At 64.3% G+C, this 25,691-nt stretch carries 31 protein-coding genes; 7 read left to right on the top strand and 24 right to left on the bottom strand.

The window, feature by feature from the left end; all coding sequences use genetic code 11:
• Positions 1 to 6: 6 nt before the first annotated feature.
• The 3 genes from trpS to secB are packed head-to-tail and all read right to left on the bottom strand — an operon-like array spanning position 7 to position 3,174.
• A complete protein-coding gene (gene trpS, locus U0S50_RS02120; RefSeq protein WP_322307089.1) occupies positions 7 to 1,023 on the bottom strand; it encodes a tryptophan--tRNA ligase in 1,017 nt (338 codons plus the stop codon).
• Between the two features lie 30 nt (positions 1,024 to 1,053).
• Positions 1,054 to 2,631: a murein biosynthesis integral membrane protein MurJ gene (gene murJ / locus U0S50_RS02115; RefSeq protein WP_322307088.1), complete on the bottom strand. Its 1,578-nt coding sequence runs from the start codon at positions 2,629 to 2,631 to the stop codon at positions 1,054 to 1,056.
• A gap of 27 nt (positions 2,632 to 2,658) precedes the next feature.
• Positions 2,659 to 3,174: a protein-export chaperone SecB gene (gene secB, locus U0S50_RS02110; protein ID WP_322307284.1), complete on the bottom strand. Its 516-nt coding sequence runs from the start codon at positions 3,172 to 3,174 to the stop codon at positions 2,659 to 2,661.
• A 245-nt stretch (positions 3,175 to 3,419) separates the two neighbouring features.
• Between secB and U0S50_RS02105 the strand changes: the two genes are divergently transcribed.
• The 3 genes from U0S50_RS02105 to U0S50_RS02095 all read left to right on the top strand — a co-directional run bounded on the left by U0S50_RS02105 (position 3,420) and on the right by U0S50_RS02095 (position 6,025).
• The gene (locus U0S50_RS02105) at positions 3,420 to 4,085 is read left to right on the top strand and encodes a Tim44/TimA family putative adaptor protein (protein WP_322307087.1); all 666 of its coding nucleotides are present in this window, start codon (positions 3,420 to 3,422) and stop codon (positions 4,083 to 4,085) included.
• A gap of 76 nt (positions 4,086 to 4,161) precedes the next feature.
• A complete protein-coding gene (locus U0S50_RS02100) occupies positions 4,162 to 5,436 on the top strand; it encodes an MltA domain-containing protein (RefSeq protein WP_322307283.1) in 1,275 nt (424 codons plus the stop codon).
• Positions 5,437 to 5,443: 7 nt separating this feature from the next.
• A complete protein-coding gene (locus U0S50_RS02095; protein ID WP_322307086.1) occupies positions 5,444 to 6,025 on the top strand; it encodes a Smr/MutS family protein in 582 nt (193 codons plus the stop codon).
• A gap of 10 nt (positions 6,026 to 6,035) precedes the next feature.
• On the opposite strand, the gene dapE is transcribed toward U0S50_RS02095, so the two are convergent.
• Entirely contained in the window at positions 6,036 to 7,169 is a 1,134-nt protein-coding gene (dapE, locus tag U0S50_RS02090) for a succinyl-diaminopimelate desuccinylase (RefSeq protein ID WP_322307085.1), read from the bottom strand.
• A 105-nt stretch (positions 7,170 to 7,274) separates the two neighbouring features.
• On the opposite strand from dapE, the gene U0S50_RS02085 reads away from it, so the two are divergent.
• A complete protein-coding gene (locus tag U0S50_RS02085) occupies positions 7,275 to 7,742 on the top strand; it encodes a cupin domain-containing protein (RefSeq protein WP_322307084.1) in 468 nt (155 codons plus the stop codon).
• Positions 7,739 to 8,359: a LysE family translocator gene (locus tag U0S50_RS02080; RefSeq protein ID WP_322307083.1), complete on the top strand. Its 621-nt coding sequence runs from the start codon at positions 7,739 to 7,741 to the stop codon at positions 8,357 to 8,359. The genes U0S50_RS02085 and U0S50_RS02080 overlap by 4 nt, the downstream gene beginning before the upstream one ends.
• 30 nt (positions 8,360 to 8,389) lie before the next feature.
• Here the strand turns inward: U0S50_RS02080 and U0S50_RS02075 are convergent, their stop codons facing one another.
• The 19 genes from U0S50_RS02075 to U0S50_RS01980 all read right to left on the bottom strand — a co-directional run bounded on the left by U0S50_RS02075 (position 8,390) and on the right by U0S50_RS01980 (position 21,367).
• On the bottom strand, positions 8,390 to 9,046 hold the full coding sequence (locus tag U0S50_RS02075) for a hypothetical protein (RefSeq protein ID WP_322307082.1): 657 nt from the start codon (positions 9,044 to 9,046) through the stop codon (positions 8,390 to 8,392).
• Positions 9,047 to 9,094: 48 nt separating this feature from the next.
• The gene (locus U0S50_RS02070; protein ID WP_322307081.1) at positions 9,095 to 9,766 is read right to left on the bottom strand and encodes a glutathione S-transferase family protein; all 672 of its coding nucleotides are present in this window, start codon (positions 9,764 to 9,766) and stop codon (positions 9,095 to 9,097) included.
• Positions 9,767 to 9,815: 49 nt separating this feature from the next.
• Positions 9,816 to 10,463 carry a ribosome biogenesis GTP-binding protein YihA/YsxC gene (gene yihA / locus U0S50_RS02065; RefSeq protein ID WP_322307080.1) on the bottom strand — a complete coding sequence of 216 codons (648 nt, stop codon included), beginning with the start codon at positions 10,461 to 10,463 and terminating at the stop codon, positions 9,816 to 9,818.
• 105 nt (positions 10,464 to 10,568) lie between these two features.
• Positions 10,569 to 12,317: a membrane protein insertase YidC gene (yidC, locus tag U0S50_RS02060; RefSeq protein ID WP_322307079.1), complete on the bottom strand. Its 1,749-nt coding sequence runs from the start codon at positions 12,315 to 12,317 to the stop codon at positions 10,569 to 10,571.
• Positions 12,318 to 12,361: 44 nt separating this feature from the next.
• Positions 12,362 to 12,574 (bottom strand): membrane protein insertion efficiency factor YidD, encoded by a 213-nt coding sequence (gene yidD, locus U0S50_RS02055; RefSeq protein WP_322307078.1) that lies wholly within the window; start codon positions 12,572 to 12,574, stop codon positions 12,362 to 12,364.
• A gap of 273 nt (positions 12,575 to 12,847) precedes the next feature.
• Complete coding sequence (gene rnpA / locus U0S50_RS02050; protein ID WP_416194941.1) at positions 12,848 to 13,126, bottom strand: ribonuclease P protein component; 279 nt, start codon at positions 13,124 to 13,126, stop codon at positions 12,848 to 12,850.
• Between the two features lie 98 nt (positions 13,127 to 13,224).
• Entirely contained in the window at positions 13,225 to 13,359 is a 135-nt protein-coding gene (gene rpmH / locus U0S50_RS02045; protein ID WP_003046693.1) for a 50S ribosomal protein L34, read from the bottom strand.
• 101 nt (positions 13,360 to 13,460) lie between these two features.
• Complete coding sequence (locus U0S50_RS02040) at positions 13,461 to 13,772, bottom strand: PGPGW domain-containing protein (RefSeq protein WP_322307076.1); 312 nt, start codon at positions 13,770 to 13,772, stop codon at positions 13,461 to 13,463.
• A gap of 79 nt (positions 13,773 to 13,851) precedes the next feature.
• On the bottom strand, positions 13,852 to 15,045 hold the full coding sequence (locus tag U0S50_RS02035; protein WP_322307075.1) for a PQQ-binding-like beta-propeller repeat protein: 1,194 nt from the start codon (positions 15,043 to 15,045) through the stop codon (positions 13,852 to 13,854).
• Positions 15,046 to 15,246: 201 nt separating this feature from the next.
• The gene (locus U0S50_RS02030) at positions 15,247 to 16,041 is read right to left on the bottom strand and encodes an alpha/beta hydrolase (RefSeq protein WP_322307074.1); all 795 of its coding nucleotides are present in this window, start codon (positions 16,039 to 16,041) and stop codon (positions 15,247 to 15,249) included.
• Between the two features lie 79 nt (positions 16,042 to 16,120).
• Complete coding sequence (locus U0S50_RS02025; protein WP_322307073.1) at positions 16,121 to 16,582, bottom strand: SRPBCC domain-containing protein; 462 nt, start codon at positions 16,580 to 16,582, stop codon at positions 16,121 to 16,123.
• 133 nt (positions 16,583 to 16,715) lie between these two features.
• Entirely contained in the window at positions 16,716 to 17,204 is a 489-nt protein-coding gene (locus tag U0S50_RS02020; RefSeq protein WP_322307072.1) for a VOC family protein, read from the bottom strand.
• 27 nt (positions 17,205 to 17,231) lie between these two features.
• Positions 17,232 to 18,035: a VOC family protein gene (locus tag U0S50_RS02015; RefSeq protein WP_322307071.1), complete on the bottom strand. Its 804-nt coding sequence runs from the start codon at positions 18,033 to 18,035 to the stop codon at positions 17,232 to 17,234.
• Positions 18,036 to 18,075: 40 nt separating this feature from the next.
• Positions 18,076 to 18,375, bottom strand: a complete 300-nt coding sequence (locus U0S50_RS02010; protein WP_322307070.1) for a DUF6958 family protein — start codon at positions 18,373 to 18,375, stop codon at positions 18,076 to 18,078.
• Positions 18,376 to 18,398: 23 nt separating this feature from the next.
• Positions 18,399 to 19,118, bottom strand: a complete 720-nt coding sequence (locus tag U0S50_RS18515) for a DUF1428 domain-containing protein (RefSeq protein ID WP_416194940.1) — start codon at positions 19,116 to 19,118, stop codon at positions 18,399 to 18,401.
• A gap of 48 nt (positions 19,119 to 19,166) precedes the next feature.
• Complete coding sequence (locus tag U0S50_RS01995) at positions 19,167 to 19,835, bottom strand: glutathione S-transferase family protein (RefSeq protein ID WP_322307069.1); 669 nt, start codon at positions 19,833 to 19,835, stop codon at positions 19,167 to 19,169.
• 54 nt (positions 19,836 to 19,889) lie between these two features.
• Positions 19,890 to 20,108, bottom strand: coding sequence for a DUF4287 domain-containing protein (locus U0S50_RS01990; RefSeq protein WP_322307068.1), 219 nt, complete (start codon positions 20,106 to 20,108; stop codon positions 19,890 to 19,892).
• Positions 20,109 to 20,194: 86 nt separating this feature from the next.
• Complete coding sequence (locus U0S50_RS01985; protein ID WP_322307067.1) at positions 20,195 to 20,626, bottom strand: VOC family protein; 432 nt, start codon at positions 20,624 to 20,626, stop codon at positions 20,195 to 20,197.
• 78 nt (positions 20,627 to 20,704) lie between these two features.
• Complete coding sequence (locus U0S50_RS01980; protein WP_322307066.1) at positions 20,705 to 21,367, bottom strand: TetR/AcrR family transcriptional regulator; 663 nt, start codon at positions 21,365 to 21,367, stop codon at positions 20,705 to 20,707.
• Positions 21,368 to 21,845: 478 nt separating this feature from the next.
• Here U0S50_RS01980 and U0S50_RS01975 point away from each other — a divergent pair, with 478 nt between their 5' ends.
• Both U0S50_RS01975 and U0S50_RS01970 read left to right on the top strand, forming a co-directional pair.
• Complete coding sequence (locus U0S50_RS01975; protein WP_322307065.1) at positions 21,846 to 23,354, top strand: YifB family Mg chelatase-like AAA ATPase; 1,509 nt, start codon at positions 21,846 to 21,848, stop codon at positions 23,352 to 23,354.
• A gap of 186 nt (positions 23,355 to 23,540) precedes the next feature.
• Positions 23,541 to 25,277 carry a GGDEF domain-containing protein gene (locus U0S50_RS01970; protein ID WP_322307064.1) on the top strand — a complete coding sequence of 579 codons (1,737 nt, stop codon included), beginning with the start codon at positions 23,541 to 23,543 and terminating at the stop codon, positions 25,275 to 25,277.
• A 12-nt stretch (positions 25,278 to 25,289) separates the two neighbouring features.
• On the opposite strand, the gene U0S50_RS01965 is transcribed toward U0S50_RS01970, so the two are convergent.
• Entirely contained in the window at positions 25,290 to 25,691 is a 402-nt protein-coding gene (locus tag U0S50_RS01965; RefSeq protein WP_322307063.1) for a polymer-forming cytoskeletal protein, read from the bottom strand.

Raw genomic sequence — 25,691 nt, 5'->3', positions numbered from 1 at the left:
CTTATTTCAACGGCATAGCCCCAGCGCATCATATGTGGCGTCGAGCGTCGGTTTTGCAAGCGTGCGCGCCTTTTGCGCGCCTTTTTCCAGAATCGCGTCGAGCGCGGCCGCATCGTCCTTCAACGCGACATAGCGCGCGTTGATCGGGGCGAGCCGGTCGACCAGCAATTCGCCGAGCGCGGGTTTGAAGCTGCCGAAACCCTGGCCGCCGAAATCGCGCAGCACATCGGCCACCGTCATGTCGGCCAGCGTCGCATAGATGCCGACCAGATTGCGCGCCTCGGCGCGGCCTTCCAGCCCGGCGGGCTCGGACGGCAGCGCTTCGGGATCGGTGCGCGCCTTCTTCACCTTTTGCATCATCGTGTCGGCGTCGTCGGTCAGGTTGATCCGGCTCATGTCCGACGGGTCCGATTTCGACATTTTCGCGCTGCCGTCGCGCAGGCTCATGATCCGGGCGGCGCCGGGCGGGATGATCGGTTCGGGCAGGGTAAAGACCGGCGCATCCTCGCTGGCGAAATCATTGTTGAATTTCTGCGCGATGTCGCGCGCCAGTTCCAGATGCTGTTTCTGGTCCTCGCCCACCGGGACGTGCGTGGTCTGATAGATCAGGACATCGGCGGCCTGCAGCACGGGATAGGTATAAAGCGCGGCGGACGCACCCTCGCGATTCTTGCCCGACTTGTCCTTGAACTGGGTCATCCGGTTCAGCCAGCCGATGCGCGCGGTGCCGTTGAGCAGCCATTGCAGCTCGGCATGGGCGGGGACGCGCGCCTGGTTGAACAGGATCGACCGGTCGGTGTCGATGCCGCAGGCGACGACGGCAGCGGCCATCGCGCGGGTGTTCGCGGTCAGCTCGGCCGGGACGTGGGGCATCGATATCGCGTGCAGATCGGCCAGGAAATACAGGCAGTCGCCGCCCTGTGCGCCGACCTCGTCCTGCATGCGCACCCAGTTGCGGATCGCACCCAGATAATTGCCGAGGTGCAAGTTTCCGGTGGGCTGAATGCCCGAAAGGACGCGCATGATGATCTTCCTGTCTTGAGCTTGGCTGTTTTAAAGTTGGCGTCGGCGCAACTGGCCGATCGTGTCGCGATTGACCACGCCGAACAGAATGGCGCAACCAAAGAATAGGATGCCGCCGGTCGCGACCAGCGCCAGCAGCGCGGCGATGCGTTCGAAAACGCCGCCGGTAAAGGCATCGCCGGCGACCGGCAGGGCCAGCGCCAGTCCCGCGGCCATGATCGCGGCGGCCAGCGCGATGCGCGCGATGCGGCCCGCGACCTGTGCGGTCAGGTGAAAGGCGCCGCTGCGGTGGAGCAGGGTATAAAGCATCGCGACATTGCACCAGGCGGCCACCGATCCGGCGAGCGCCAGGCCGACGATCCCGAAGCGCGGGATCAGCGCCAGGTTGAGCGCGACATTGATGATCAGCGAAATCGCGGCGGTGATGACGGGGGTGCGCGTGTCCTTGCGCGCAAAGAAATTGGGCACCAGCACCTTGACCAGCACATAGGCGGGAAGGCCGACGACCAGCCCGCCGACGACCGCGCCGGTCGCCAGGCCGTCGGCGCGCGTATAATGGCCTCCGACGTAAAAGGCGCTGGTGATCGCGGGGCCCGCGACGAACAGCGCGGCGGCGGCGGGGACGGTCAGCAGCATCGCAAGCTCGACCGCATTGCTTTGCAGGCGAAAGGCGCCGTCCCTGTTCTCCTGCGCGATGAAGCGCGACAGGGCGGGCAGGATGGCGGTGCCCAGCGCGATGCCGATGATCCCCAGCGGCAACTGGTTCAGCCGGTCGGCCATCGCCAGATAGGTGATGCTCTTGTCCGGCAGGGTGGCGATGAAGAACAGGTCGATGAAGCGGCTGATCTGATAGACGCCGGCGCCGAACACCGCCGGCAGGATCAAAATTCCCATCTCGCGCACATCGGGTGTAAAACGCGGCCGACGCAGTGCAGGCGTGAAACCGGCGCGGCGAAGCCATACATAAAGCCATACAAGCTGGACGAGGCCGGAGACCGAGACGGCGATCGCCAGATAAAGCCCGGTGGCCTCGCGCGCGGCGATGCCGCCGTCGCCATGGGCCATGCCCAGCAGCAGCGCGGCGATCAGGCAGATGTTCAGAAAGATCGGGGCGGCGGCGGCGGCGGCAAAGCGCGACAGGCTGTTCAGGATCGCGGCGAACAGCGTCGCCAGGCTCATGAAAGCAAGGTAGGGAAAGGCGATTCGCGCCATCAGCACGGCCAGGTCGAACACCGGCGCATCGGCTTCCAGCGCGTCGCTGGCGAACAATCCCATGACCCAGGGCATGACGATCAGCAGCACCGCCGAAAAGACGATCAGGATCGGGATCAGCACCGCCATGACGGCATCGGCAAAGGCGCGGGCCTCGCCATGTTCGCCTTCCTTGGTCATCCGCTGGTTGAACAGCGGGACAAAGGCGGCGGCAAAGGCCCCCTCGGCGAAAAGGCGGCGAAAGATGTTGGGCAGCTGAAAAGCGAGCTGCCAGGCGTCGGCGACCCCGCCCGCGCCCAGGATGCGCGACAACAGCATGTCGCGAGCAAAGCCGAACAGGCGGCTTACCAAGGTAAGACCGCCGATTGTTCCGACGCTTTTGACAAGGCTGCTCATCGCGCGAGCGGGCCTGCCAGGGTGAGCTTACGCCTGGCCGACGGGCGCAGGGATATCGGCCTGGTCTTCGGTCTGCGCCTGCATCTGCTGCATGAACAGACCGTGGAAGTCGATGGGTTCAAGGAGGAGCGGCGGGAAGCCGCCGTCACGCACGGCGTCGGCGACGACACGGCGGGCAAACGGGAACAGGATGCGCGGGGCTTCGGCCAGGAAGAAGGGCTGGAGCTGATCGTCGGGGACGTTGCGAACGCCAAACAGGCCGGCATATTTCAGCTCGATGACAAAGGCCGTTCCCTCGCTTGCCTTCGACGAAACATCGATCTTCAACGACACTTCGTAAAGGTTCTCGACTACATTGTCGGCCGCGATGTTAAACTGAACGTCAATATTCGGCGCCGACTGCCACTGAAACGCTGCCGGAGCGTTCGGATTTTCGAACGACAGATCTTTCACATACTGCGAAATCAGGCCGATGGCGGGGCTGGTGTCCTCACCGTTCGGCTGAATGGCCGGGTTGATGTCGTTGCTGGTCTCTTCGGCCATGATGTCGTGCTTTCGTTCGTGGTCATGAGTGCATGATGTCTTGCCGCAAACCGTTCTCGGCCCGCGGCAAACGGTTCGCGGCGGCGTTAGCAGCGGCGGGCGGCAAGTACAATGGGGCGCACGTGTGGCCCGCAAATCGTTGACCTGTCGCCGCTGCGCGGCCATGTGGATTTGAAACATGCTTGCGGATCGCCTATATCGATCCAGAAAATTTCTTTCTCTCCGCCCAAATTGGACTGATGCCCGTGACTGCTTTTTCGATTGTCCTGCTCGCCATGATTGCCGCATTTCTGGGCATGCGCCTTTACTCGGTGCTGGGAAAGCGCACGGGGCATGAACAGGAACCCGTGCTCCCGCGCCGCGAGGAACGGCCGACGCCGACGCCCTTGCGGCTCGACGATGGCGAGAACGCCCCTGCGTCGCAAGCCACGGCAGATGCGTCGGGGCTGATTTATGAGCCTGCGGCCGAACCTGGGCTGCGTCAGTTGCTCGCCAGTGATTCGAGCTTTGATGCCGGGCGCTTCATGGATGGAGCGAAAGCCGCTTATCGCATGATTCTGGAGGCTTTTTGGTCAGGCGACCGCGATACACTCCGCGACCTTTGCGATGACGACAGCTATGATGCTTTTGTCGAAGCGATCACCGCACGCGATGCGCGTGGCGAACGGCTTGAAAATCGTCTGATGGGGATCGATGCCGCCAAGATTACGGCGGTCGAGGTTACGCGCCATGAGGCTCGTATCACGGTTCATTATCAGGCCGACATCAGTGCCGTGACACGCGACGCCGACGGCAAGCTGATTGCTGGATCGATGAGTGACGCTTCGCAGACCAATGATTTGTGGACTTTCCGCCGTGTCATCGGGAGTAGCGATCCCAACTGGCTTCTCGACGAAGCCGAGGCCGCCTGACCCGGTGACGGCGGTGCTGATACGTCGCCCGCGCCGTTCGCGCGCCCTTAGAGTCGCCTTTTTCGCTTTTCTGCCGATGCTTGGCGGCTGCGCGTCGGTCATTCCCGACGCCGGTTCACGACCGACGAGCTCGACTCCGGCCCCGTCGCCTGTCGCAGAGGCAGGGCAACCCGTATCTGGCACGCCCCGTCCCTATCAGCCCCGCCCCTCGGTCCCCTCTACTGCCGCGGCCCGGCCGATCCCTGCTATCCCAAGCCCGCCGTTGGCGGCTTCGCCGGTTCCTGCCGATGCGACCAGCGCTGCGACGAGCGGGGTGGTCGTTGGACCCGAATTTACCGAACTGGCGGTGACAGCGGAGCAGGCAACAGCAGCGCTCAAGGCCTTTCGCATCTCCTGTCCGGCCGTCCAGCGTCGCGCCGATGTGAGCGGGTTGACGCAGCCTGGCGAATGGACCGAAAGCTGCCGAGCAGCGGCCGCCTGGTCCGATCGCGATGCGACAAATTTCTTCAGTCGGTATTTCGGTACGGTTCAGATCGGAGCCGGGACGTCGTTTGTTACCGGGTACTATGAACCGGAAATAGCGGGCTCGCGGACGCCGCAGGCGGGCTATGATGTTCCTGTTTATCGTCGCCCTGCCGACCTTATCGACGTCGATCTCGGTCAGTTTTCTGAGGGCTTGAAAGGCCGCAAGATTCGCGGGCGCGTCGATGGCAGCAATTTCGTTCCCTATTATGATCGCGCAGCGATAGAGCGGGGGGCGCTTGCCGGGCGCGGGCTGGAGATCGCCTGGGCCGCGGATGCGGCTGAATTCTTCTTCTTGCAGATACAGGGATCGGGGCGCCTTCGTCTGCCCGATGGCCGTGTGATGCGGATCGGCTATGACAGCCAGAACGGCCGTGACTATGTCGGTATCGGCAAGCTGCTGCTCGACCGCGGCGATCTTCAGCCCGGCCAGGCTTCGATGCAGGGCATTCTCGATTATCTGCGTGCCGACCCGGTACGCGGAGCTGCCGTCATGAATGAGAACCCCAGCTGGGTTTTCTTTCGCGAGCTGACCGGGCCGGGTCCCTTGGGCGCACTTGGTCTGCCGGTAACTGGTCGTGCGAGCCTCGCCGCTGATCCCAAATATGTGCCACTCGGCGCGCCGGTCTTTCTTTCGGTCGACCGAGCCGAGCCCAACGGACTTTGGATCGCGCAGGATACCGGCGGTGCGATCAAGGGAGCGAACCGTTTCGACAGCTTCTGGGGAGCGGGAGCCGACGCGCGGGCCATTGCGGGCGGTATGGCGGCACGCGGTTCGGCATTGTTGTTGCTACCCCGGGTCAGCGTCGCGCGTCTGACGGCGCGCTGAGCCCGCGATGCCGCGGCGCCTCGCTCCCGATGAAGCCGCGCTGTGGAATAAGGTCGCAGCGACGGTGAAGCCATTGCGCAAGGCTGCGATCTCCCTTCCACCCGTCACGCCGCCCACGATCCGCCCTCCAAAGCCTGTTGCGGCGGGCAAGGTGTCCGCAAGTTCGTCGGCTCTCAAGCCCTCGTCAGTTTCGCTTCCTCCGCCGCGCCGAACGCACGGCCAGGCAACGCTCGACGGCCATTGGGACCGGCGACTGCGCAAGGGGCATGTCCGTCCCGATGTCAGTATCGATCTGCACGGCCACAGCTTGCTGTCCGCGCAGGCACTGCTCGAAGAAGCGATCGGGCGGGCGCTGCTCCGAGGCGCGCGTGTGTTGCTCGTGGTTGCGGGGCGGCTGCGGCCGGGCGCCGATCGGCTGCCGCCGATGCATGGTGAACCGCGGCCACGCGGCGCGATCCGTGCTTCTCTTGCCGACTGGCTGGCAGCGTCTCCTCACGCCGACCAGGTCGTCGCGCTGCGTCCTGCGCACGTCGGCCACGGCGGCGCCGGTGCAGTCTATGTCATCCTGCGCCGCGGGCGTGAAGCCTGACCCTAGAGCATCAGAGAAAAGCGCGCATCAGAACGCCACGATAGATGCGATCGAGGGCGCGCAGATCATCGATGGCAACGGCCTCATCAAGCTTGTGCATCGTTGCGTTGGTCAGGCCGAATTCAACCACCGGGCACAGGGCCGACAGGAAGCGCGCGTCCGATGTTCCGCCGCTTGTCGACATTTCGGCGGTCAGCCCGGTTTCGGCGCGGATCGCCTCGGCGACCAGTTCCGACAATTCCCCAGGGGGGGTCAGAAAGGATTCGCCCGATATCTTGCCCAGCACGCGAGCTAGGGGTTCGACATCCTGTGCCAGCCGTTCGATCATCGCGACCAGATCGGCGCCCCGATGACGGTCATTGAACCGGATCGACAGCCGTGCGCGCGCCGATGCCGGGATCACATTGGTGGCGCCGTTTCCGACCTCTATGTCGGTGAACTCGATGTTCGACGGCTGGAACCAGTCGGTCCCCGAATCAAGGCTTATGGCGTCGATTGCGGTCAGAATCTTGATCAGTTTGGGGATCGGATTATCGGCCAGGTGCGGATAGGCCACATGTCCCTGCGTTCCCGGCACGTCGATCCAGATATTGACCGATCCCCGCCGCCCGATCTTCACCATGTCGCCGAGGCGGTTGACCGACGTGGGTTCGCCGACGAGGATCATGTCGGGCTTTATGCAGCGGGCATCCATATGCTCCATTAGCGCGCGCGTGCCGAACACCGCCGGACCTTCTTCGTCGCCGGTGATGATCAGGCTTATTGTTCCGGCATCAACGGGGGTTGCTGCGGCTGCTGCGACAAAGGCGGCGATCGACCCCTTCATATCCACCGCGCCGCGACCATAGAGCAGGTCGCCGCGCACTTCGGGGGTAAAGGCGTCGCTGTGCCATCCGATACCCGGCGGCACGACATCGAGGTGGCCAGCAAAGGCGAAGTGACGCGGCCCAGATCCTTTGCGGACAGCGAGCAGATTTTCGACCGGCCCGTCGGGCTCTATCCCGTCGATGAAGCGTTCGACGGTGAAGCCAAGGGGCGCCAGCGCGGCTTCGAGCACGTCAAACACGGTGCCGGTCGCTGGAGTGATGCTGGGCGCGGCGATCAGCGCCTTGGCGAGTTCGATGGGGTCGGAAGTCCGGGTCATGACTGCCCTTTACTCCGCCGCGTCGGGCTTAGTCGAGACAGGATAATATGCGCACAACTCGACTTCGCCCGTGACGAACGCCAAGAAGATGCAGGAGGACTGACAATGCCCAAACTGAACCTCGATTCGATTCCGCAAACCAATGCCACGGGCTATCCGCCGCCATTCGATGCCCCGGTTCAGGGGCGCTGGTCCCGCCGCCTCGCCCCGGCGACCGGCCTAGCCGATTTTGCCGCGAGCCATGTCGTGCTGAAACCCGGCGCCTGGTCGTCGCAGCGTCACTGGCACGATGGAGAGGATGAGATGCTTGTGATGATATCGGGCGAGGCTGTCTTGGTCGAGGATGACGGCCGACATGTCATGCGTGCTGGCGATATTGCGGTGTGGCCCAAGGGCATCACGAACGGCCATCACCTGATCAACGAGTCGGACGCCGACTGCATTTTTGTCGCCCTCGGCGGCGGGAAGCGATATGATACGGGCGGAGCATATTCCGACATCGACATGAAATTCACGCCTGACGGCTATTTTCACAAGGACGGAACAGCCTATCCCACCAGCCGATTGCCGTGAGTGAAGCCGACTGGATAGGCTTTGCCCTCGCGGTCCTGCTGATTGAACTGACGCCGGGGCCGAACATGGCATGGCTGGCAGCGCTGTCGATCGGCGATGGACGGCGCGCCGGTCTTGCGGCGACGACGGGTATCGCCATCGGTCTTTTCGTCAATGCGCTGGCGGCCGCGCTCGGTATCGCCTTCATCGTGTCCGAGAGTGATCTGCTATGGCAGATATTGCGTTGGGGCGGCGCGTTGTTCCTCTTGTGGCTTGCTTGGGAAAGCTGGCGCGACGCCGGCGAAAATTCGCCGGCGCGTGTCATGGCGACGGCGAGCCCGCACCGCCATTTCCTGTCGGGCATGGTCGTCAATCTCCTCAATCCCAAGGCAATGCTGTTCTATGTCGTAGTCATCCCGCGTTTTAACGGCGGACAGGTTCCGGGGTTCGGTCTGGCCATCGCACTGGCCCTGACCAGCATTGCCATTGCGACGGTCGTTCATCTGTCGATCGTGTTTGCCGGCAGTCGGGTTGGCGGATGGATCGCGGACCCGGTGCGGACCCGGCGGGTCCGCCGGGCGCTTGCGCTGGCGATCGTCGGCGTCGCATTCTGGTTTGCGGTGACGGCGGCCCGATGAAGGGCCGGGCAAGCGGTGTCTGCCGTGCGTTCACAATATGTCGAAATCGAGCAGGGTGAAGCGAGCGGGACGGGTAGCGAATACGCCATGGCCCCGCGCGCTGGCCGAGCCGAATACCAGGCCGACCTGATCGGTTTCGGTCATCGCGGCGCGAAACGCATCGGGGGCGTCTGCGGCCTTGCGGCCCAGCACCGATATCCAGTCCGGATCGTCAAAACGGACTTCCACCCGATATTCGCCGGGGGCGATCTTCTGCATCGTGGCTGAGGGGGCGTACCAGCGATAATATTGGTAGCGGCCCTTGGCGCCCCAATTGTCGCCGCGCCGCTGGAAATAGAGCGACAGTGTTGCGGGGAGGTCGGGACTTTCCTGTGGTACGAAGCGGGTTCCGGGGGGCGCGTCGATTCGATAGCGGGCCACGATCCGTGACTTGCCTGCAAGCGATCCGGGGTGGAAGGTGACATAATGGACGTGCCCGGCGTCGCGGTCGGGCGCCGGAAAGTCAAAGCGCCATCCTTGCCGGGCAGGCCGGGGTTGCAGCGGCATGCCCTGCGAATAATTCTTGCCGCGGATGATCGGGCCGATGACCCAATCGGCGGCGCGCTGCGCCTGCGTCGCGGTGGGGACAAGGACAACCGCGGACACGGCGACGGCGATGGCGACGGAGAGCAGGACTGGCCGGGGCATGGGCCGATCATAGCAAACCAAGCCTTCCCCTGACTGAACGGCCCGGGCCTATCCCTCCGTCGCGCCTTCGAATTTCTCGATGACCCAATCCTCCGCCTGCGCTCCGCCGATCCATTCCTGCATATACGGGTGGGCGACGACCGCCTGGCAATAGGGCAGGGCAAAACGCGGCATGGGAATAGAGTAGGTGATGAAACGGGTCACAACCGGCGCGAACATCATGTCGGCGGCGGACCAATCGCCGAACAGATAGTCGCCCGCGCCGCCGAAACGCGCCCGCGCCTCGGCCCATATCTGCATGATCCGCACGACGTCGGCCTGTACCTCGGGTGTAAGCGATCCGGCGGGGAAGATGCGACGGATGTTCATGCTGTGCTCTCGGCGCAGCGCCGCAAAGCTGGAATGCATTTCGGCGGCCATCGAACGGGCCATGGCGCGCGCGGCGGGATCGGCGGGCCAATAGCCCCTTTCGCCTTCGGTCTTTTCGTTCAGATAGTCGATGATGGCGAGGCTGTCCCAGACAACAATGTCCTCGCCATCCCACAGGATCGGGACCTTGCCGCCCGATGGCGCGAATTCGTCGCCTTCGCGCCTCTTGCTCCAATCCTCGTCATAGAGGGGAACCGTGATCTCTTCAAAGGGGAGGCCGCTGTGTTTCGCGGCGAGCCAGCCACGCAGGCTCCAGCTGGAATAGGCCTTGTTGCCTATGAACAATTTCATGCGCCATCCCTTTTTTCTCCCTCCCGCAGGCAGGAGGGGCGTGGTCACGTCAACTCTCCACCGCCTCCAGCACCGCGGCTCGCAGTTCGGCGATTCCCATGCCCTTTTCGCTACTGGTCGCGATAATCTGGGGATGGGCGGCGGGATGCTTGCGGGCCTCCGCCTCGGTTGCGGCCTGGACCGCGACAAGGTCGCTGGCCTTGATCTTGTCGGTCTTGGTCAGGACAAGGCGATAGCTGACGGCCGCGACGTCGAGCATCTTGAGCACTTCGCGATCGACGTCCTTGATCCCGTGGCGGCTGTCGATCAGCACCAGGGTCCGTTTCAGCACCTGCCGCCCGCGCAGATAGTCGTTGACGAGGAAGCGCCATTTTTTGACGACATCCTTCGGTGCCTTGGCAAAGCCGTAACCCGGCATGTCGACAAGGCGGAACTGCAGCGGTTCGCCGACGTCGAAATAGTTGAGTTCCTGTGTCCGTCCCGGCGTCACCGACGTCCGCGCGAGGCCGTTCCGATTGGTCAGTGCGTTGAGCAGCGACGATTTGCCCACGTTCGAACGCCCGGCAAAGGCGATTTCGGGCACGGTCGGTGTCGGCAGATGCTGAAGCGCCGGGGCCGATTTCAAAAAGGCGATCGGGCCGGAGAACAGCTTGCGCGCGCGCTCGGCGCGGTCTTCGGCGGCGGCATTATCCGTCATTGCCACCCCCGCGTGCACGAAGCCCCGGCGAACAGACACCGGACTTCGCGCTTTCGCGTTCTACATTCCCGTTCTCGTGGGAAAGGCAAGGGAGGGAGGGCCGGATCACTTTGCCGGAGCCGCCTTGAGCTGCGGGAACTTGCGGTACATCCACTGCTGCTGCGCGATCGACAGCAGGTTGTTGGTGATCCAGTAGAGCAGGAGACCCGCCGCGAAGGGGGCCATGATGAACATGAACAGCCACGGCATGATCTTGAACACCTGTTCCTGCACCGGATCGGTCGGTGTCGGGTTCAGGCGGAATTGCAGCCACATGGTGATGCCGAGGATTACCGCGAGGATGCCTATGCTGAGCAGCGAGGGCGGGGTGAAGGGCAGCAATCCGAACAGGTTCAGGATCATCGCCGGATCCTGCGCCGACAAATCCCTGATCCACAGCGCGAAGGGCTGGTGGCGCATTTCGATCGTCAGCATCAGCACCTTGTACAGCGCATAGAAGATCGGAATCTGGATCAGGATCGGCAGGCAGCCCGCGAGCGGATTGATCTTTTCATCCTTGTAGAGCTTCATCAGCTCCTGCTGCATCTTGGGCTTGTCTTCCTTGTAGCGTTCCTGCAGCGCCTTCATCTTGGGCTGGACGACGCGCATTTGCGCCATCGATGCGAACTGCCGCTGTGCAATCGGGAACATCAGGCCACGGATGATCAGCGTCAAGATCATGATCGCGACGCCGAAATTTCCGACCTGTTTGAACAGCCAATCGAGCAGCTTGAAGATCGGCACCTCGAAAAATTCGAACCAGCCCCAGTCAATGGCGTTCGACAGGCGGGTGATGCCCTGGTCGTCCTGATAGGCCGACAATATGTTCACTTCCTTTGCCCCGGCAAAGACGCGGCTTGTCACCGTCACCTGCTTGCCGGGAGCCACAGCGGCGAAATCGCGCGCGAAGAGGGTCTGGTAATTGTTGGCTGACGGCGAGCTGATCGCGGCCGTCACGCGCTCGCCCTTGGCCGGAACGATCGCGGCGAGCCAATATTTGTCGGTAAAGCCAAGCCAAGCCGCCGAATTATAGCGAACGCTGCGGCCGTCGGCTTCTTCGACATCGTCATAATTGACGTCGAACACCGATTTTCCGCCAAGGAAGCCGGTCGGTCCGACATGGATCGTCCAGCTGTCCTGTTCGTGCGGATCGGTGGGCTTGCCCAGGCGATCGATGAGAGCAAAGCTGCTTGCCGTGATCGGCGCCGCGCCGGTGTTGGCGATCGTCTGCTTCGCGGTGATCAGATAATTGTCGTCGATGCTATATTCGATGCGGAAATTCTGTCCGGTGCCGTTCGACCAGCTCAGCGTCAGCGGGGTCGCCGGGGTCAGTTTGGTGCCGTTCGCGGTCCAGACAGTGTTCGGCCCCGGAACTTCGACGCCCTGCGCCGACCAGCCAAGGCTGGCGAAATAGGCGCTCTTGGTGCCGGCGGGAGCGAACAGACGCACCGGCGGCGCATCCTTTTCGATCGTCTGACGATATTTGTTGAGCGTGACGTCGTCGACACGGGCGCCGACGAGGTTGATCGATCCCGACAGGGCCGGTGTTTCGATGGGGATGCGCTGGCCTTCGGCGAGGATGGCTTCGACGGGGCGCGTGGCGGCGGCGACCGATGCGGCGGGTGTGCCGGGGGCGGGAAGCGCGCTTGGCTGGCCCGGCGTCGCAGGAGCGGGAGCGCCGTTGCTTCCGGCGACCGTGGTGGTCACGTCGGGCTTGTCGGGGGTCGGAAAGAATTTTTCGGCTACGAAGTTCCAGCCGATCAATATCGCCACCGACAACAGGATTGCCGCGATCAGATTACGCTTGTCGTCCACGCTCTTCGGTCTCTCTTCGTCAAAACTGTCGGGTGAATGTGGGTTTACGGAACCGGGTCATATCCGTGCCCACCCCATGGATGGCAGCGCAATAGCCGCTTTGTCGCCATCCAGCCACCCTTGATCGCACCGTGGCGCGACAGGGCGGTGATGGCATATTCGCTGCACGATGGCGCGTAGCGGCAGGTCGGTGGCAGGATCCGCGACGGGCCGAGTTGCCATCCGCGGGCGACCAGGATCAGCAATTTCGCTATCATCGGAAAAGCCCGGAAAACTGCGCAACTTTACTCGCGATTCGCATCTTCAGGCGGCGTGCCGTTCCATCGTTGCTGCGGCCATGATCCGGACGTACGCGCCGCATAGTCGAGAAGCGGAGCCGCTGACCAAAACCGGAACAGCGAAAAGGCGAAGGCGTCGCTACGCGCGAAGCGGCAGAAAACAGCCGAACTTCACGCGCGATTCGCAGCGATGGGGCGTTGTCGAAGCTCATGCCGGAACGTTGCGCCTTTTGCGCAATGTAGGACAGAACTTCATTGCGCCAGCTTCTTTGCGGCGCGTTTCAACGCGCTTTCAAAATGATCGCCGAGTTCGGCAAAGGCGATGTCATTGCCGCCGGGGCGTCCGATCAACACATGGTCGGCGCCTGCGATTCCCGCGACGGGTATCGCGGCGCGGGCAAGCTCGCGAAGCCGCCTTTTCATCCGGTTCCGGACAACGGCATTGCCGACCTTTTTGCTGACCGTATAGCCGATGCCCCGCACGTCGTCGCCGTCGCCGCGCGGGCGGACGAGCAAAACGAAGCCGGGCATAGGAAAGCGAAGGCCGCGATTTGCGGCCAGAAATTCGCTACGCTTGCTTAAGGTTCGCACCTGCCCGGACCTTTGTTGGGCCGGTGCAGCGCCGACGCTTAGGCCGACAGCTTCTTGCGACCGCGCGCACGACGGGCGGCAAGAACCTTGCGGCCGCCAACGGTGGCCTTGCGGGCGCGGAAGCCGTGACGGCGCTTGCGCACGAGGCGGCTGGGTTGATAGGTGCGCTTCATCGCGTAATCCCCAAAATCTCTTCAATCGTTGCAACGAAAAATGGCCGCCAAACGCGGGCGGCCGCCAGTGGAGGCGCGGATAAGCGAGAGTCGGAGGAAAGTCAATCGTCATCGAGTGCGCGTTCCAGCCGTCGGCGCGCTCGGCGGCGTGCAGCGCTGACCCGGCGCATCACCCGGTCCGCCCATTCGCCATAGCGCGGATGTCGCCGCTTGAACCCGACATAGCGCCGCTTTGCCCACAGGCTGTTCTGCAGCGTTAGCATCAACCCGACCGGAAACAGCACCAGAAAACCGGGACCGGGCAGGGGGCCGATCAGCACCGCGATAACCATCAGCAGCAGCCCGGCGACGAACAGGGCAAAGCGAACCTGCGCGTTCGACCGGAGTCGCTGATAAAGGCTGGGTCGTCGCATGACGGGCCATGTGGGGCGCGGCGGTGCGTGTTGCAAGGCTAAGGCAGCGACGGGGCGTTCGTCGGGCGCTGCGGCCTGTTCATTCGCGTAGGGCATAGAGGCGGCCGTCGAGGGCGGCGACATAGACCACGCCATCGGCTATTTCGGGTGCGACGGCGACGCCGCCGGTGACATAGCCGGCGACCGTTTCGGGCACGAAGCGCCATTTCTCGCGTCCGGTTTCGGCATCCACCGCGAAGAAACCCGACGTCAGCGTCACGCCGTCGAAATAATAAGGGAAAGCGCTCATGCCGCCGATATAGAGCGTGCCTTTTGCGATCCGCGGGGTCGCCCAGGTCCAGCCGCCGGTTTTGAACGCCCAGAGTTCGCGCCCGTCCGAAGCGGCGTGGGCGGACACGACAAGCGAGTCGGAGCTTCCGACGTAGAAGCGGTCGTCGGCAAAGGTGGCGGAGGATTCGATCCATGAATCATCGGCGATCTTGCGATGCCATGCTTCGGTGCCGCTTTGGGTGTCGAGCGCGATCAGCTTTGCGCTGCGGCTTCCGACCACGAGCTTGCCATCGCCGATTGCGGGGGTGGACTGGACGATGCCGCCGCTGTCGGTGCGCCAGGCGAGCGTCTTTGTCGCCAGGTCGATCGCATAGACATGGTCGTCCCAGCTTCCGAAATAGAGACGGCCATCGGCCACGACGGGCGTGCTGCGGATGGCGTCGCCGGTTCCATATTGCCAGGCGAGCTTTCCCAGCGCCGCGTCGATGACGAACAGGGTGCCGCTCAGCGATCCGATGAAGATCTGGCCTTGATGGATCAGCGGAGAGGAATGGAGGAAGTCGTAATAGGGATTGGACAGCGCCGGGAGGCGCCGGTGCAGATCATGCGATTCGAGGCTGAACCGCCAGCGCTGCGCTCCGCTCGACCGGTCAAGCGCATAGAGATAGCCGTCGTCGCTGGCCGCAACGACGAGGTCGCCGTCGACCGCTGGCTTGGACCGTACCTTGCCTCCGGTCGCGAACTTCCATTTCAGGGCGCGGCTCCGGGTGTCGAGCGCATAGATATGGCCGTCGTCACTGCCGAAGTAGAGCGTCCCGCGATCATGGGTGGGCGGGCTCCATATCTGTCCGTCGGTGCGAAAATCCCACAGCAGCTCGCCGGGCGCCGCATGCGCCGCCGCCGGGACACCAAGGCCGAAGAACAGCAGCAAGGCCATGATCACCTTGCCGCGCAGGGTGCGGATCCGCCTTGCGATGGGGAGGCGGGGGCGTTTCGGGTGCATTGTCTTTCTCTCCCTTGCAGGCGCAGCGCGGGCCGTCACCGTGGAAAGAGGCGGGGCGTCCCGTCGGCCGCTGCCGTCAAGGGAATGTGTCTAAAAGATTGATAGGGCGTGTCAATTTTATCCGTGACCGGCCAAGCCAGTCCAGGCGGATCGTCCGGAATCGCAGGGTATGTGTCGGGCGCGGCCGTCTGTGCGGTCCGGTCAGTTCAGCGCAACGAAGCGCGCCATGTCGTCGCGGGTCAGATAGCGTACCTGGTCGAAGGGGGTGCTGTTGGTCATCGCGTAAAAGGCGCGGGCGGTCGGCTCATCCATCCCCATTTCGCGATAATAGCTGAGATATTCGGCATGGACCGGGTCGTTCGCCGGATAATCCTGTGCCTCGCGTCCATATTCGTCGGCCCAGCTATGGACGCCGAATTCGGCATCGGCCGCGGCACTGCGGCGCGTCCCCGCGAGCCACAGTTCCACCGCGCCCGATCGCACCGACCCGCCGCTTGGAACGCTGGTTTCGAGGCCTGCGCGGCGGATCGCGCGGGCCAGGATCAGATTGGCGGCTTCGTCGAGGCTGCCTGGGCAATCGATCATCTCGAGCCGCTTCAATGCGGGAAAGGCGGCCAGCATGGCGGCGAACTGGCGCGGCGTCGCGCTGTCGACATCGCCCTCCATGCGAGCGGTGCGCGCGTCGACGACCGAAAAGGGGCCGAAGCGCGCCAGCGCCGCAACCGGAGCCGGCAGTGCCGACATTCCTGCATAGCGCCGGGTCGCGGTTCGGTCGGCATCGTCCGGATCCGCGATTTCGATCGCCTGTCCGTCATCGTCGATCCGGGGGGTGATCCCCGCGCCGGCCCCATCATCCTCGATGGTCCAGACGGTCGTGGTCACGGTGGTCGTCGTGGTGATCGTCACGAATTGCTGGGCCCGTGCCGGGGCGAACGCCAGCACCGCCGCGAGCAGCGCGACGGTCAGCATCCGGAAAAGGGCGGCAGGCGAAACCATGCCGCTGCTTTCGCGCGCGCGCAGCTACCAAATGGCAAAGCGTCAGCGTCATCGCGGCGTTAACCGCGTTGCGGGACAGTCAGTCCGCTTCGCACAATGCCTTCAACTGTTCGCCGACCGCGGTCCAGCCGGGGGTGAAACCCATCTCCTGATGCTGCTGGCGTGCGGCGTCGTTCCAGTGGCGGGCCCAGCCGGTATAGCGGGTGCCGCCGCCTTCGGGTTCGATTTCCCAGCCGCCGATCATGAAGGGGGCGGCGGGTGCCAGGCGGCCGTCGGGGTCGCGGCGTACCGCGTCGGTCGTCACGAAACGGCGTCCCGGGACGACCTCGAGGAACAGGCCGTCGCTGACGACCTTTTCGCCTTGCGGTCCGTGCATCGTCATCGCGCAGCGACCGCCCGAGCGCAGGTCGATGTCGTCCAGCGACATGGTCCAGGGGGCGGGGCACCACCATTCGGCCATGCGGCCGGTCATGACCTCCCACACTTTTTCGGGGGTGGCGTCGATCAGGATGGAGATTGAAAGTTGGTGAGGGTCGGACATGGTTCTGCTCCGGTTGGGAAAAACGGCCGCGATCAGGGATGCCGCCGGGAAAATAAGGGGATAGCGGACGACCGCCGTCTAGGTGATGGTGACACGCAGATTCTATGCCGCGCCGTAAGGCGGGGCGGCCAGATCAGCTTCCCTGCCGTGCCGCCTCGATCGCCGCGATGTCGATCTTTTGCATCGTCATCATGGCGTCGAACACGCGCTTGCGGGTCGCAGGATCGGGGTCGGCCATCCCGTCGGTCAAGGCGCGGGGCGTGATCTGCCACGACAGTCCCCATTTGTCCTTGCACCAGCCACAGGCACTTTCCTGACCGCCATTTTCGACGACAGCATTCCACAAGCGGTCGGTTTCTTCCTGGCTGTCGGTATGGACCTGAAAGGAAAAGGCCTCGCTTTGGGGGAAGGTCGGGCCGCCGTTCAACCCGATGCAGGGCAGGCCAAGGACGGTGAATTCGACCGTCAGGACGTCGCCTTCCTTGCCGTTCGGGAAGTCGCTGGGCGCCCGGTTGAGCGCGCCGACACGGCTGTCGGCAAAGGTCTGAGCATAGAAATTGGCGGCCGCCTCGGCATCCTTGTCGTACCAAAGGCATAATGTCACGGGGGGCTTGGTCATCATTATATTCCTTGTTTCGATAGGGGTGGATCAGGGGCGCGGGCCGACGAGGCCAAAGCCAGCCCCCTGGGGGTCGATGCCGTTGACCGAAAATTCACCGCCGGGGATTTCATGCGGGCCCTGAATTATCTGTCCGCCCCCCGCCATCACGGCCGCGACAGCGCGGTCGATGTCATCGACACCGATATAGAAGGTCCAGCCAGGCGTCGGGGTGCCGGGCATCATCGGCATGACCGCGCCGATCCCGACGGTCCCCTGTTGGAGGAAGCGATAGGCGCCAAGTGCCCCCATATCCATCGCGCCTTCCTGTCCCCAGCCGAAATGCTTGCGGTAAAAGGCAATCGCGGCCTCCGGGTCGCTCGTCGACAGTTCGTTCCAGCGGAAATGCTGTTCGCGCTCGACCGAAAAGACGTCGCTTTGCCTATCCTCCATACCCGCGGGCGGGATGGGATTCATGATGTAGAAGACCGCGCCTTGCGGATCGCCGACCATCGCCATGCGCCCGACGGGCAGGTCGGTGGCCGGCATATGGACGCTGCCGCCATCGGCGGTGATGGCGGCAACCGCCGCATCGACGTCGGGCGTCCGGACATACGCCAGCCATGCCGGCCGGGCGCCGCCGGCGAGCATGTCGGCGTTCAGTGCCAGCACGCCGCCTGCATGGCCGCCGTCGCTGCGCACGATCATGCGATAATCCGCGCCGCCCGGCGCGCCGGGGTCGCCGTGCGCGGCGATCGTCCAGCCGACCACCGCGCCGTAAAAGGCAGCGGCGCCATCGGGGTCGCCGGTCATCAGTTCGTACCAAATGAACTGGCCCTTGGTGTCATCCATCATCCTGCTCCTTGCATGATCATTCGCCGTGCGGTGCGATCGGCTAGAGACGGTGAAAGCGCAGTGGCTTGGTGTCGGCGCGTCCCAAAACGCCCCGCGCTTCGAGGTCGAGCTGCACCCCCTTTTGCCACCAGCCGGCCTTGGCGCCGCCGGGGAAGAGGTCGTCGGGCAAAAGCGGCAGCAAGCCCGCCTTGATCTCCGCCGCGGTCAGTCCGGGCTTGTCTGCCGGGACGACCGCCAGCATCGCGTCGCGCATCGCTTCATATTTGGCGCGTTCCACGCGCACGATATGGTCGGGGCTGTTGATGTTGCGCATCGCGACGCGATCATCGGTTCGGGACATCCGTTTTCTCCGTTCGTCGGGCGTCAGGCATCAAAGACCGGCGCAAAGCCGCCATAGATCATGCGCTTGCCGTCAAAGGGCATTTCGCGCTCGTTCGGGTGTAGGCGTTCGTCGGCCATCGCCTTTTCCCATCCGGCGGTGCGGGCGTCCTTGCTGGGCCATTCGACCCAGCTGAAGACGACATTCTCTCCGTCAACGGCATGGGCGGCGCGCCGATAGTCGGTGACTTTGCCGTCGGGTACGTCGTCGCCCCAGCATTCGACGACGCGCACGGCGCCATGATCCAGAAAAACGGTCGAAGCCGTTTGAGCGAGCGCCGAATAGGCATCCTTGTTGCCGTGGGCGACAGGAAGAATATAGCCGTCGACATAGCCGGTCGCGCCTTCGCCGCGCTGGTCGAGCATCGGGGCGAAACCCGCGTAGATCATCCGCTGGCCATCGAAGGGCATGTCGGTGCCGAGCGCCTTCATTCGCGGGTCGGCCATGATCTTTTCGCTCGCGGCATCGCGCGTCGACCGGTCCGGATATTCGAACCAGCTGAACACGACGGTTTCGTCTTCCTTTGCCTGTACCGCCCCCTTGAAGTCGTTGAGCTTGCCGTCGGGCACGTCGTCGCCCCAGCATTCCACATGGCGCAAGACCCCGAACTCCTTGAACAGCGGCGCAGCGTCGGCGGCCTGTTTGATGTAGGCTTCCTTGTTCGCGGTCGGCACCGCGCACACAAATCCTTCGATATAAGTCATCGTTTCTCTCCTGATTGTCGCCATCCCGCAGGGCGGGTGGAGGTGTTTCTACGCTGCGACCGGTTCTTCGGTGAAAGCCGCGAGCTGCGCGGCGAGCGCGCGGTCAAAGGCCGGGCGCCCGACGCAGCGGTCGAGATAGGCGGCGAGATTTGGAAACTCCGCGACGATACCCGCCTTGACTGCTTCACGCAGCACGGTGGCCATCGCAATATCGGCGACGCTGAACTCGCCGAGCAGGAATGGCTTGTCGCCCAGAGCGTCCGACAGGCGGGCAAACCGAGTTCGGATGAAAGCGATCAGTCCCGGGCGCCGCAGCTTTGCCCACTCCTCGTCCTTCGAGAATATGTCGACATTGCCGAGTTCGAAGATCATCGGTTCGACACTGTTGAGTGCCGCGAAAACCCAGGCGGTCGCGCTGGCGCGGCCTTGCGGATCGTCGGGCATCAGTCGGCGGTCCTTCTGGCCGAGGTGCAACAGGATGGCACCGCTTTCGAACAGGGTCACATCGCCATCGCGCAGCACCGGCACCTGCCCCCAGGGTTGGACCTGATAATGGTCGGCCGGACGCTCGACGGCGCTGATCAGCTTTTCCGAATAGTCGAGGCCGATTTCTTCGCACGCCCATCGGGGCCGCAGGTCGCGCACGAAGCCGCGCGCAAAATCGGGAACCCAGTTGAAGGCGGTTATTTCCAGATCGGCTTGGGGGGATATTGGCATTTTCTCTCTCCTTGGGGGGGCGCGTTTGTTATTATCGAGGGCGGCGGGCGGCCGTCAGTTTCGTTTGCCCTTGATCCAGGCGACGATCGCCATCGCGTGGCCATGGCCGAGGCCGAAATCCGCCTTCAGCCAGTCGATCAGTGCCGTCGCCTTTACGCCAGGGGCGAGACCAGCCGGATCGGCGAGCCCCTTTCCGATCGCCCTGGCCTTCAGCGCATCCGGGGATTGGCCCGTTTTGGTTTGAATATTGTCTAGATAGGTCTGAAACGACATGGGCGGGCTCCTGTCTCGGTCTTCTGGTCGGGCGGGCGATGGCGGCGGAGCAAGGGAGGGGGAGCAGCCGCCATCGCCCGCGGCGATCAGGCGGCGGTTTCCGCGGCCTGGTTGCCACTCGCCGCTGCCGGGTCCATCCACATCAGTTCCCAGATGTGGCCGTCGAGATCTTCGAAGCTGCGACCGTACATGAAACCGAAATCCTGCGTCGGGGTCGGATCGGCCTTGCCGCCTGCCGCGATGGCGAGCGCGACCCGGCTGTCGACCGCGTCGCGGCTGTCCTCCGACAGGCACAGCAGCACCTGAGCATGGGTTCGTGCGTCGGGGATCGCCTTTGACGTGAACTGCGCCCATTTTTCTGCGGTCAGCAGCATCGCGAAAATCGTATCGGAAAAAACCATGCACGCGGCGCTGTCGTCGGTGAATGCAGGGTTGTTCGTTGCGCCGACCGCTTCGTAGAAAGCCTTCGACCGTTCGAGGTCGGCGACCGGCAGGTTCACGAATATCATCTTGCTCATGCTATTTTCTCCTTCGGAGGGGGGGAGGCGGAACCGAGCGTCAGCGTGAACTGCGGCGCCCGGCAATTACCTCGGCGGTCATGATCCGATCTCGCGTGCGAAGAGCATTCGGACATAACGCTTCAGATGGGTGACGCTTTCCCGGGCAATCGCCGGGTCGTTGGTTGTTTTCGCCAGAACGAAGCTGCCCTGCAGAACCGCCTGGACATGCCGCGCGAGGCCAATGGGAGTCACGCCTTCGGGGGCGCCATGGGTTTCCATCGCCGCCGCGATGTCGGGGGCCAGCGCCTCGCAATAGGCGTCGATGCTCGCCGCGCAGGCGAGCCGGATCGGGTCGCTGGTCGCAAAGGCTTCCTGCACCATGGTCCCCACAAAGCAGGTGAATTCCTCAACCGGTCCGTCGAGCATCGAAAAGCGGAAGTCGATGTGGCCGATCAGCCGGTCGAGCGGATCCGCCAGCCGTGTGTAGGGCGGCATTTCGAACAACGGTCGGGCGCGTTCGGTCCATGCCTCCGCCGCCGCAACCGCCAGCGCTTCCTTCGATTCGAAGTGGTGAAAAAAGGCGCCCTTGGTCACGCCGGCGGCCGCGCAAATCTGGTCCACCGTGGTCGCTGCATAGCCCTGTTTGCGCACCGTCTGATGCGCGGCGGCGATCAGCTTTGCCCGTGCGCTGCCGCGCGGCGGGCGTTTTGCGGCGGCCGGGGCGTCCGATGAGGAGGATAGGGCGCGGCTGTTCGTCATGAGTAATGCATACCAACCAGTTGGTATGGTGTCAAACAACTCCGAAGAGATGTGGCTTTCCTGAGGATTTGTGCGCGATTCGGCTGCGCTCGCCGCGATGGATTCGCTGTTCGGAAGGGTGGGCGGCTCTGCGATTCGCAGAGGGTCGGCGGTGATGCCGGTCGTTTCGATCGCGCGATAAGCGTCGGGTCGGCGCGGAATCCCAACAGAGGGAGAAGGTGGCGAAGGGGCCTACGCAACGCATGGCGCATCCGGGGTCGATTGCGCCGATGGCAAAAGAAGAGGGAGAGCGAATTTGCGCCTTCGTTCGCCTGGTCTCTTGAATGTTATTGCAGGCACGTCGCTGTTTCGAGGCGAACGATTACATCTTTCTTGTTTTTTCTCGACCTTGTTTTTGCGATCCGCCAGAAGTGGTGCGGCCTGTTGCGGATATGGCGAAGGCGGCAACAACAACGGGAACAGGCGCGGGGAGGGCTTCATGGTCGCGATCGTATCCACCGTCGCCTATCTCGGGCTCGAGGCGCGCGGGGTCGAGGTGCAGTGCCAGCTTGCCGCGGGCGTTCCCGCCTTTGCCATCGTGGGGCTGCCCGACAAGGCGGTCGCCGAAAGCCGCGAACGGGTGCGCGCGGCGCTGTCCGCGATCGGGCTCGCGTTGCCGCCCAAGCGGATCACGGTCAACCTGTCGCCCGCCGACTTGCCCAAAGAGGGATCGCACTACGACCTTCCGATCGCGCTTGCGCTGCTCGGCGCGATGGGGGTCGTCGATCGCGAAACATTGAGCGCTTATGTCGTCGTGGGTGAACTCGGCCTTGATGGCCGAATTGCCCCGTCGCCCGGCGTCCTGCTCGCGGCAATCCACGCGGGCAGCGAGCAGCGCGGGCTGGTCTGTCCGGTGGCGCAGGGACCCGAGGCGGCATGGGCAGGCGAGGTCGAGGTTCTGGCGGCACCGGATCTGCTGGCATTGCTCAATCATTTCAAAGGGACCGCGATGCTTGCTCCGCCCGAACCCGGCACGGTGGATGCCGCGCCGCGCGGTGCCGATCTGGCGCAGGTCAAGGGACAGGAAACGGCGAAGCGGGCGCTCGAAATCGCGGCAGCAGGCGGCCATAATCTGCTGATGGCAGGGCCGCCCGGCGCGGGAAAATCGCTGTTGGCGGCGTGCCTGCCGGGCATCCTGCCCGACCTGACCCCGGCCGAAGCGCTTGAGGTGTCGATGATCGCCTCGGTTGCGGGGCAACTCGAGGGCGGACGGCTGGTCCGGGCTCGCCCGTTCCGCGCTCCGCATCATTCGGCCTCGATGCCGGCGCTGGTCGGCGGTGGGTTGCGCGTGCGTCCGGGCGAGGTCAGCCTGGCGCACCTCGGCATATTGTTCCTCGACGAATTGCCCGAGTTTCAGCGCGCGGTTCTCGACAGCCTGCGCCAGCCACTCGAAACGGGTCAGGTCAGCGTGGCGCGGGCCAATGCGCATGTCACCTTTCCGGCGCGCGTGCAGTTGATCGCCGCGATGAATCCGTGTCGTTGCGGCCATCTGGGTGATGCCGCGCTGGCCTGTAGCCGGGCACCGCGCTGCGCCGCCGACTATCAGGCGAAGCTGTCGGGGCCGCTGCTCGACCGGATCGACCTGCACGTGGACGTGCAGGCGGTGAGCGCCGCCGATCTGGTGCTGCCGTCCTCGGTAGAAGGAAGCGCAGAGGTCGCGGCGCGGGTTGCGGCGGCGCGCGATATTCAGACCGCGCGCTATGCCGGGCAAGGGGCGCGCAGCAACGCCGAAATCGATGGCGAACTGCTCGAAAAGTTTGCCACACCCGATGAGGCGGGGCGGCGGTTGCTTGCGCAGGCGGCGGAGGCGATGCGCCTGTCCGCGCGCGGCTATACCCGCATCCTGCGCGTCGCGCGCAGTATTGCCGACCTTGCGGGTGCCGAGAACGTCCGCCGCGAGCATATTGCCGAGGCGCTCGGCTATCGGCGGCAGGTGCCGCGCAACTAGGATCCCGCCCCTGAATCGGATCATGGACCGAATCTGCGTCGCGCAGCCCTTGTCATGAGGGCGTCGCCGGGGCACTAGCCCGCCCGCGCGCGGGGCGCGGTAAAGAAATCCAAACATATTTGCGTGATACAGGCGGCTATGACCATGGTGGGGGTACGAGTTTTGTCTTGGAGGAACGGGGTCGCGATGCTTTTCGCGATGCTTGTCCTTGCGTTTGGTTCGTCCCCTGCCGAGGCGGCACCGCTGCGCCTCAACGATACGCTGTGCCATGCGGTTGGCGGCACCGAGCCGTCCGACGATATGGCCGCACGCCTGACCTTCGCCTGCGATGGGACGCCGACGGACTATCGCCGCGGCAGCCTGTGGCTGCGCGCCGACCTGTCGAGGCTGTCCCTGCCGCCGCGCGATCTGGCGCTGATGGTTCATCAGACGCGCTTTGATCGGCTGGCGGTCGCCTTTCTTTATGCCGACGGTATCCTCCGCTGGCAGCATGTCCGGCAGGGTGACTACGCATCGCATTGGCGGGTCGGTGGTCAGATCATGTTCGAGGCGCCTGATCGCAGCGCGCCGATCCGTGCGGTCATCATGCGCTTTGACGGCATGGCCGATCATGCGTTGATCCGCGCCCGTCTGATGCCCAAGGGCGATGCGGTCGTCCAGTCGGCCAATATGGCAGCGGCAGTGGGGGCCGCGTTGACGCTGTTGCTGGTCGGCGCGATCTATAGCCTGTCGCTCGCCGTGGCGGTACGCCGCCAGTATCTGGCCTGGCAGGCGGGATGGTCGGGAACCATGTTGCTGTGGGGTGCCCTGTGGTCGCAGGTGCATCTGGCGCTGTTTCCGGGGATGGCCGGCACGGTGACGGCACAGGCCTGCACCTTTCTGGCCTGTGCGGCCGTGGCGCTGGCGTCGGTCAGCGCGGTGAAGGCGATCGACCGCAACCATGGATCGGCCGTGCTGCGGCGCGCGGCATTGGCCCTGGGCGCTGGCGTGGGGATCGCCGGGTTTCCGGTCGCGTGGATGCCGGGCGGCAATCTCGAGCTATGGGGCCAGATATTGGGTCTCGCGGTGCTCGCCGATCTGATCGTCGTGACGGTCTTTCTGGGGTTGGCGTGGCGGCGGGGTTCGGTTGAGGCTCGCGATTTCCTGGCAGCCTGGGGGCTGCCGATGGCGACGCTGGCCTTCATCCATATCGTCGATGTCGGCGAAGGAATCTGGGGCGGCGGCGCGCAGCTTCCCGTCCTGTTTGCCGCTACCTGGCAGGCGTTGTGGCTCGCCGCCGCCGCGACGCGCCGTTTGGGACAATTGCGCGTCGAGCGCGACATTGCCCGGGCGGCCGAGGCACAGGCCAGCCGCCTCGCGCGGCATGATCCGTTGACCGGACTGCCCAATCGCCGCGGATTTATCGAAAGCGTCACGCCGCTGCTGGACAGGGCGCGATCGGACAATCTGCCGGCCGCCCTTTTGCTGGTCGACATCGACCGTTTCAAGTCGATCAACGATGTTCACGGCCATGAGGCGGGCGATGCCGTCCTGTGCGCCATCGGGCGGCGTATCGCGCGCTGGGAAGGGGCGATGTGCACGGTGGCGCGGATGGGCGGCGAAGAGTTCGGGTTGGTGACGATCGGGATGGAAGGCATCATCCTGGAACGCTTTGCCGAAAGCGTTCGGCGCGGCATCGCCGCTTGCGATCACGGGGCGCTGCTGGGCGACCGGGTCGTTACCGCGAGCGTCGGGGTCGCGGTGGTGCGTCCCGCTTGCGATTTCCAGAATCTGTATCGGCTGGCCGATGAGGCGCTTTACGACGCAAAGCGTGAGGGGCGTGACCGCGTGGTCATCCGGCGCCGCGATGAATCGCCGAACCCTGCATTCCCCGGCACGCTGCCGAGCGACGGCCCATTGCCGTCCCGGGGGTTATCGTCCTGACAGGGCAGGGGATCAAAGCCCCTGCGACATCGCCTTGTTTTCGACGACTTCCAGTGGCGGCGGCGCCTTTGCCGCGCCGGCGCCGTGCCGACGATGGCTCAGCTTGCCATCGACCTTGCCGCCGGTTTCGATCGTGATATTCTCATAGGCAACATCGCCGGTGATCCGCGCACTGGCGTGCACAACCAGCGTCTTGGCTTCGATCGAACCGTCGACCAGTCCGGCGATTTTTGCGGTCTCGGCCACAACGGCGCCCTTGATCTCGCTGGCTTCGCCCTGCACGAGGTTGGCGCATTTCAGATCGCCCTCGATCTTGCCATCGACGTGCAGATCGACGGTGGCCGACACATTGCCGGTGACGACGACATCCGACCCCAGGATCGAAAAAGTGGTGTGGCGTGCCCCGGTTGCCAT

Origin of the sequence: Sphingopyxis sp. (genome assembly GCF_034380315.1) — a bacterium.
GTDB lineage: Bacteria > Pseudomonadota > Alphaproteobacteria > Sphingomonadales > Sphingomonadaceae > Sphingopyxis.
The sequence above is the reverse complement of the archived record's forward strand: the minus strand, read 5'-3'. Positions and strand labels throughout refer to the sequence as shown.

Excerpts from the sequence above, each read along its gene's own strand:
- rpmH (WP_003046693.1), bottom strand. The coding sequence starts at position 13,359 with ATGAAGCGCACCTATCAACCCAGCCGCCTCGTGCGCAAGCGCCGTCAC.
- U0S50_RS02100 (WP_322307283.1), top strand. The coding sequence starts at position 4,162 with ATGCTTGGCGGCTGCGCGTCGGTCATTCCCGACGCCGGTTCACGACCG.
- dapE (WP_322307085.1), bottom strand. The coding sequence starts at position 7,169 with ATGACCCGGACTTCCGACCCCATCGAACTCGCCAAGGCGCTGATCGCC.
- U0S50_RS01990 (WP_322307068.1), bottom strand. The coding sequence starts at position 20,108 with ATGTCGTTTCAGACCTATCTAGACAATATTCAAACCAAAACGGGCCAA.
- U0S50_RS02025 (WP_322307073.1), bottom strand. The coding sequence starts at position 16,582 with ATGTCCGACCCTCACCAACTTTCAATCTCCATCCTGATCGACGCCACC.
- U0S50_RS02075 (WP_322307082.1), bottom strand. The coding sequence starts at position 9,046 with ATGCCCCGGCCAGTCCTGCTCTCCGTCGCCATCGCCGTCGCCGTGTCC.
- U0S50_RS02070 (WP_322307081.1), bottom strand. The coding sequence starts at position 9,766 with ATGAAATTGTTCATAGGCAACAAGGCCTATTCCAGCTGGAGCCTGCGT.
- U0S50_RS01970 (WP_322307064.1), top strand. The coding sequence starts at position 23,541 with ATGCTTTTCGCGATGCTTGTCCTTGCGTTTGGTTCGTCCCCTGCCGAG.
- murJ (WP_322307088.1), bottom strand. The coding sequence starts at position 2,631 with ATGAGCAGCCTTGTCAAAAGCGTCGGAACAATCGGCGGTCTTACCTTG.
- U0S50_RS01985 (WP_322307067.1), bottom strand. The coding sequence starts at position 20,626 with ATGAGCAAGATGATATTCGTGAACCTGCCGGTCGCCGACCTCGAACGG.
- U0S50_RS01975 (WP_322307065.1), top strand. The coding sequence starts at position 21,846 with ATGGTCGCGATCGTATCCACCGTCGCCTATCTCGGGCTCGAGGCGCGC.
- yidD (WP_322307078.1), bottom strand. The coding sequence starts at position 12,574 with ATGATAGCGAAATTGCTGATCCTGGTCGCCCGCGGATGGCAACTCGGC.
- U0S50_RS02030 (WP_322307074.1), bottom strand. The coding sequence starts at position 16,041 with ATGGTTTCGCCTGCCGCCCTTTTCCGGATGCTGACCGTCGCGCTGCTC.
- U0S50_RS01995 (WP_322307069.1), bottom strand. The coding sequence starts at position 19,835 with ATGCCAATATCCCCCCAAGCCGATCTGGAAATAACCGCCTTCAACTGG.
- U0S50_RS02040 (WP_322307076.1), bottom strand. The coding sequence starts at position 13,772 with ATGCGACGACCCAGCCTTTATCAGCGACTCCGGTCGAACGCGCAGGTT.
- trpS (WP_322307089.1), bottom strand. The coding sequence starts at position 1,023 with ATGCGCGTCCTTTCGGGCATTCAGCCCACCGGAAACTTGCACCTCGGC.
- U0S50_RS02015 (WP_322307071.1), bottom strand. The coding sequence starts at position 18,035 with ATGATGGATGACACCAAGGGCCAGTTCATTTGGTACGAACTGATGACC.
- secB (WP_322307284.1), bottom strand. The coding sequence starts at position 3,174 with ATGGCCGAAGAGACCAGCAACGACATCAACCCGGCCATTCAGCCGAAC.
- U0S50_RS02020 (WP_322307072.1), bottom strand. The coding sequence starts at position 17,204 with ATGATGACCAAGCCCCCCGTGACATTATGCCTTTGGTACGACAAGGAT.
- U0S50_RS02095 (WP_322307086.1), top strand. The coding sequence starts at position 5,444 with ATGCCGCGGCGCCTCGCTCCCGATGAAGCCGCGCTGTGGAATAAGGTC.
- U0S50_RS18515 (WP_416194940.1), bottom strand. The coding sequence starts at position 19,118 with ATGACTTATATCGAAGGATTTGTGTGCGCGGTGCCGACCGCGAACAAG.
- U0S50_RS01965 (WP_322307063.1), bottom strand. The coding sequence starts at position 25,691 with ATGGCAACCGGGGCACGCCACACCACTTTTTCGATCCTGGGGTCGGAT.
- U0S50_RS02035 (WP_322307075.1), bottom strand. The coding sequence starts at position 15,045 with ATGCACCCGAAACGCCCCCGCCTCCCCATCGCAAGGCGGATCCGCACC.
- rnpA (WP_416194941.1), bottom strand. The coding sequence starts at position 13,126 with ATGCCCGGCTTCGTTTTGCTCGTCCGCCCGCGCGGCGACGGCGACGAC.
- yihA (WP_322307080.1), bottom strand. The coding sequence starts at position 10,463 with ATGACGGATAATGCCGCCGCCGAAGACCGCGCCGAGCGCGCGCGCAAG.
- U0S50_RS02085 (WP_322307084.1), top strand. The coding sequence starts at position 7,275 with ATGCCCAAACTGAACCTCGATTCGATTCCGCAAACCAATGCCACGGGC.
- U0S50_RS02010 (WP_322307070.1), bottom strand. The coding sequence starts at position 18,375 with ATGTCCCGAACCGATGATCGCGTCGCGATGCGCAACATCAACAGCCCC.
- U0S50_RS01980 (WP_322307066.1), bottom strand. The coding sequence starts at position 21,367 with ATGACGAACAGCCGCGCCCTATCCTCCTCATCGGACGCCCCGGCCGCC.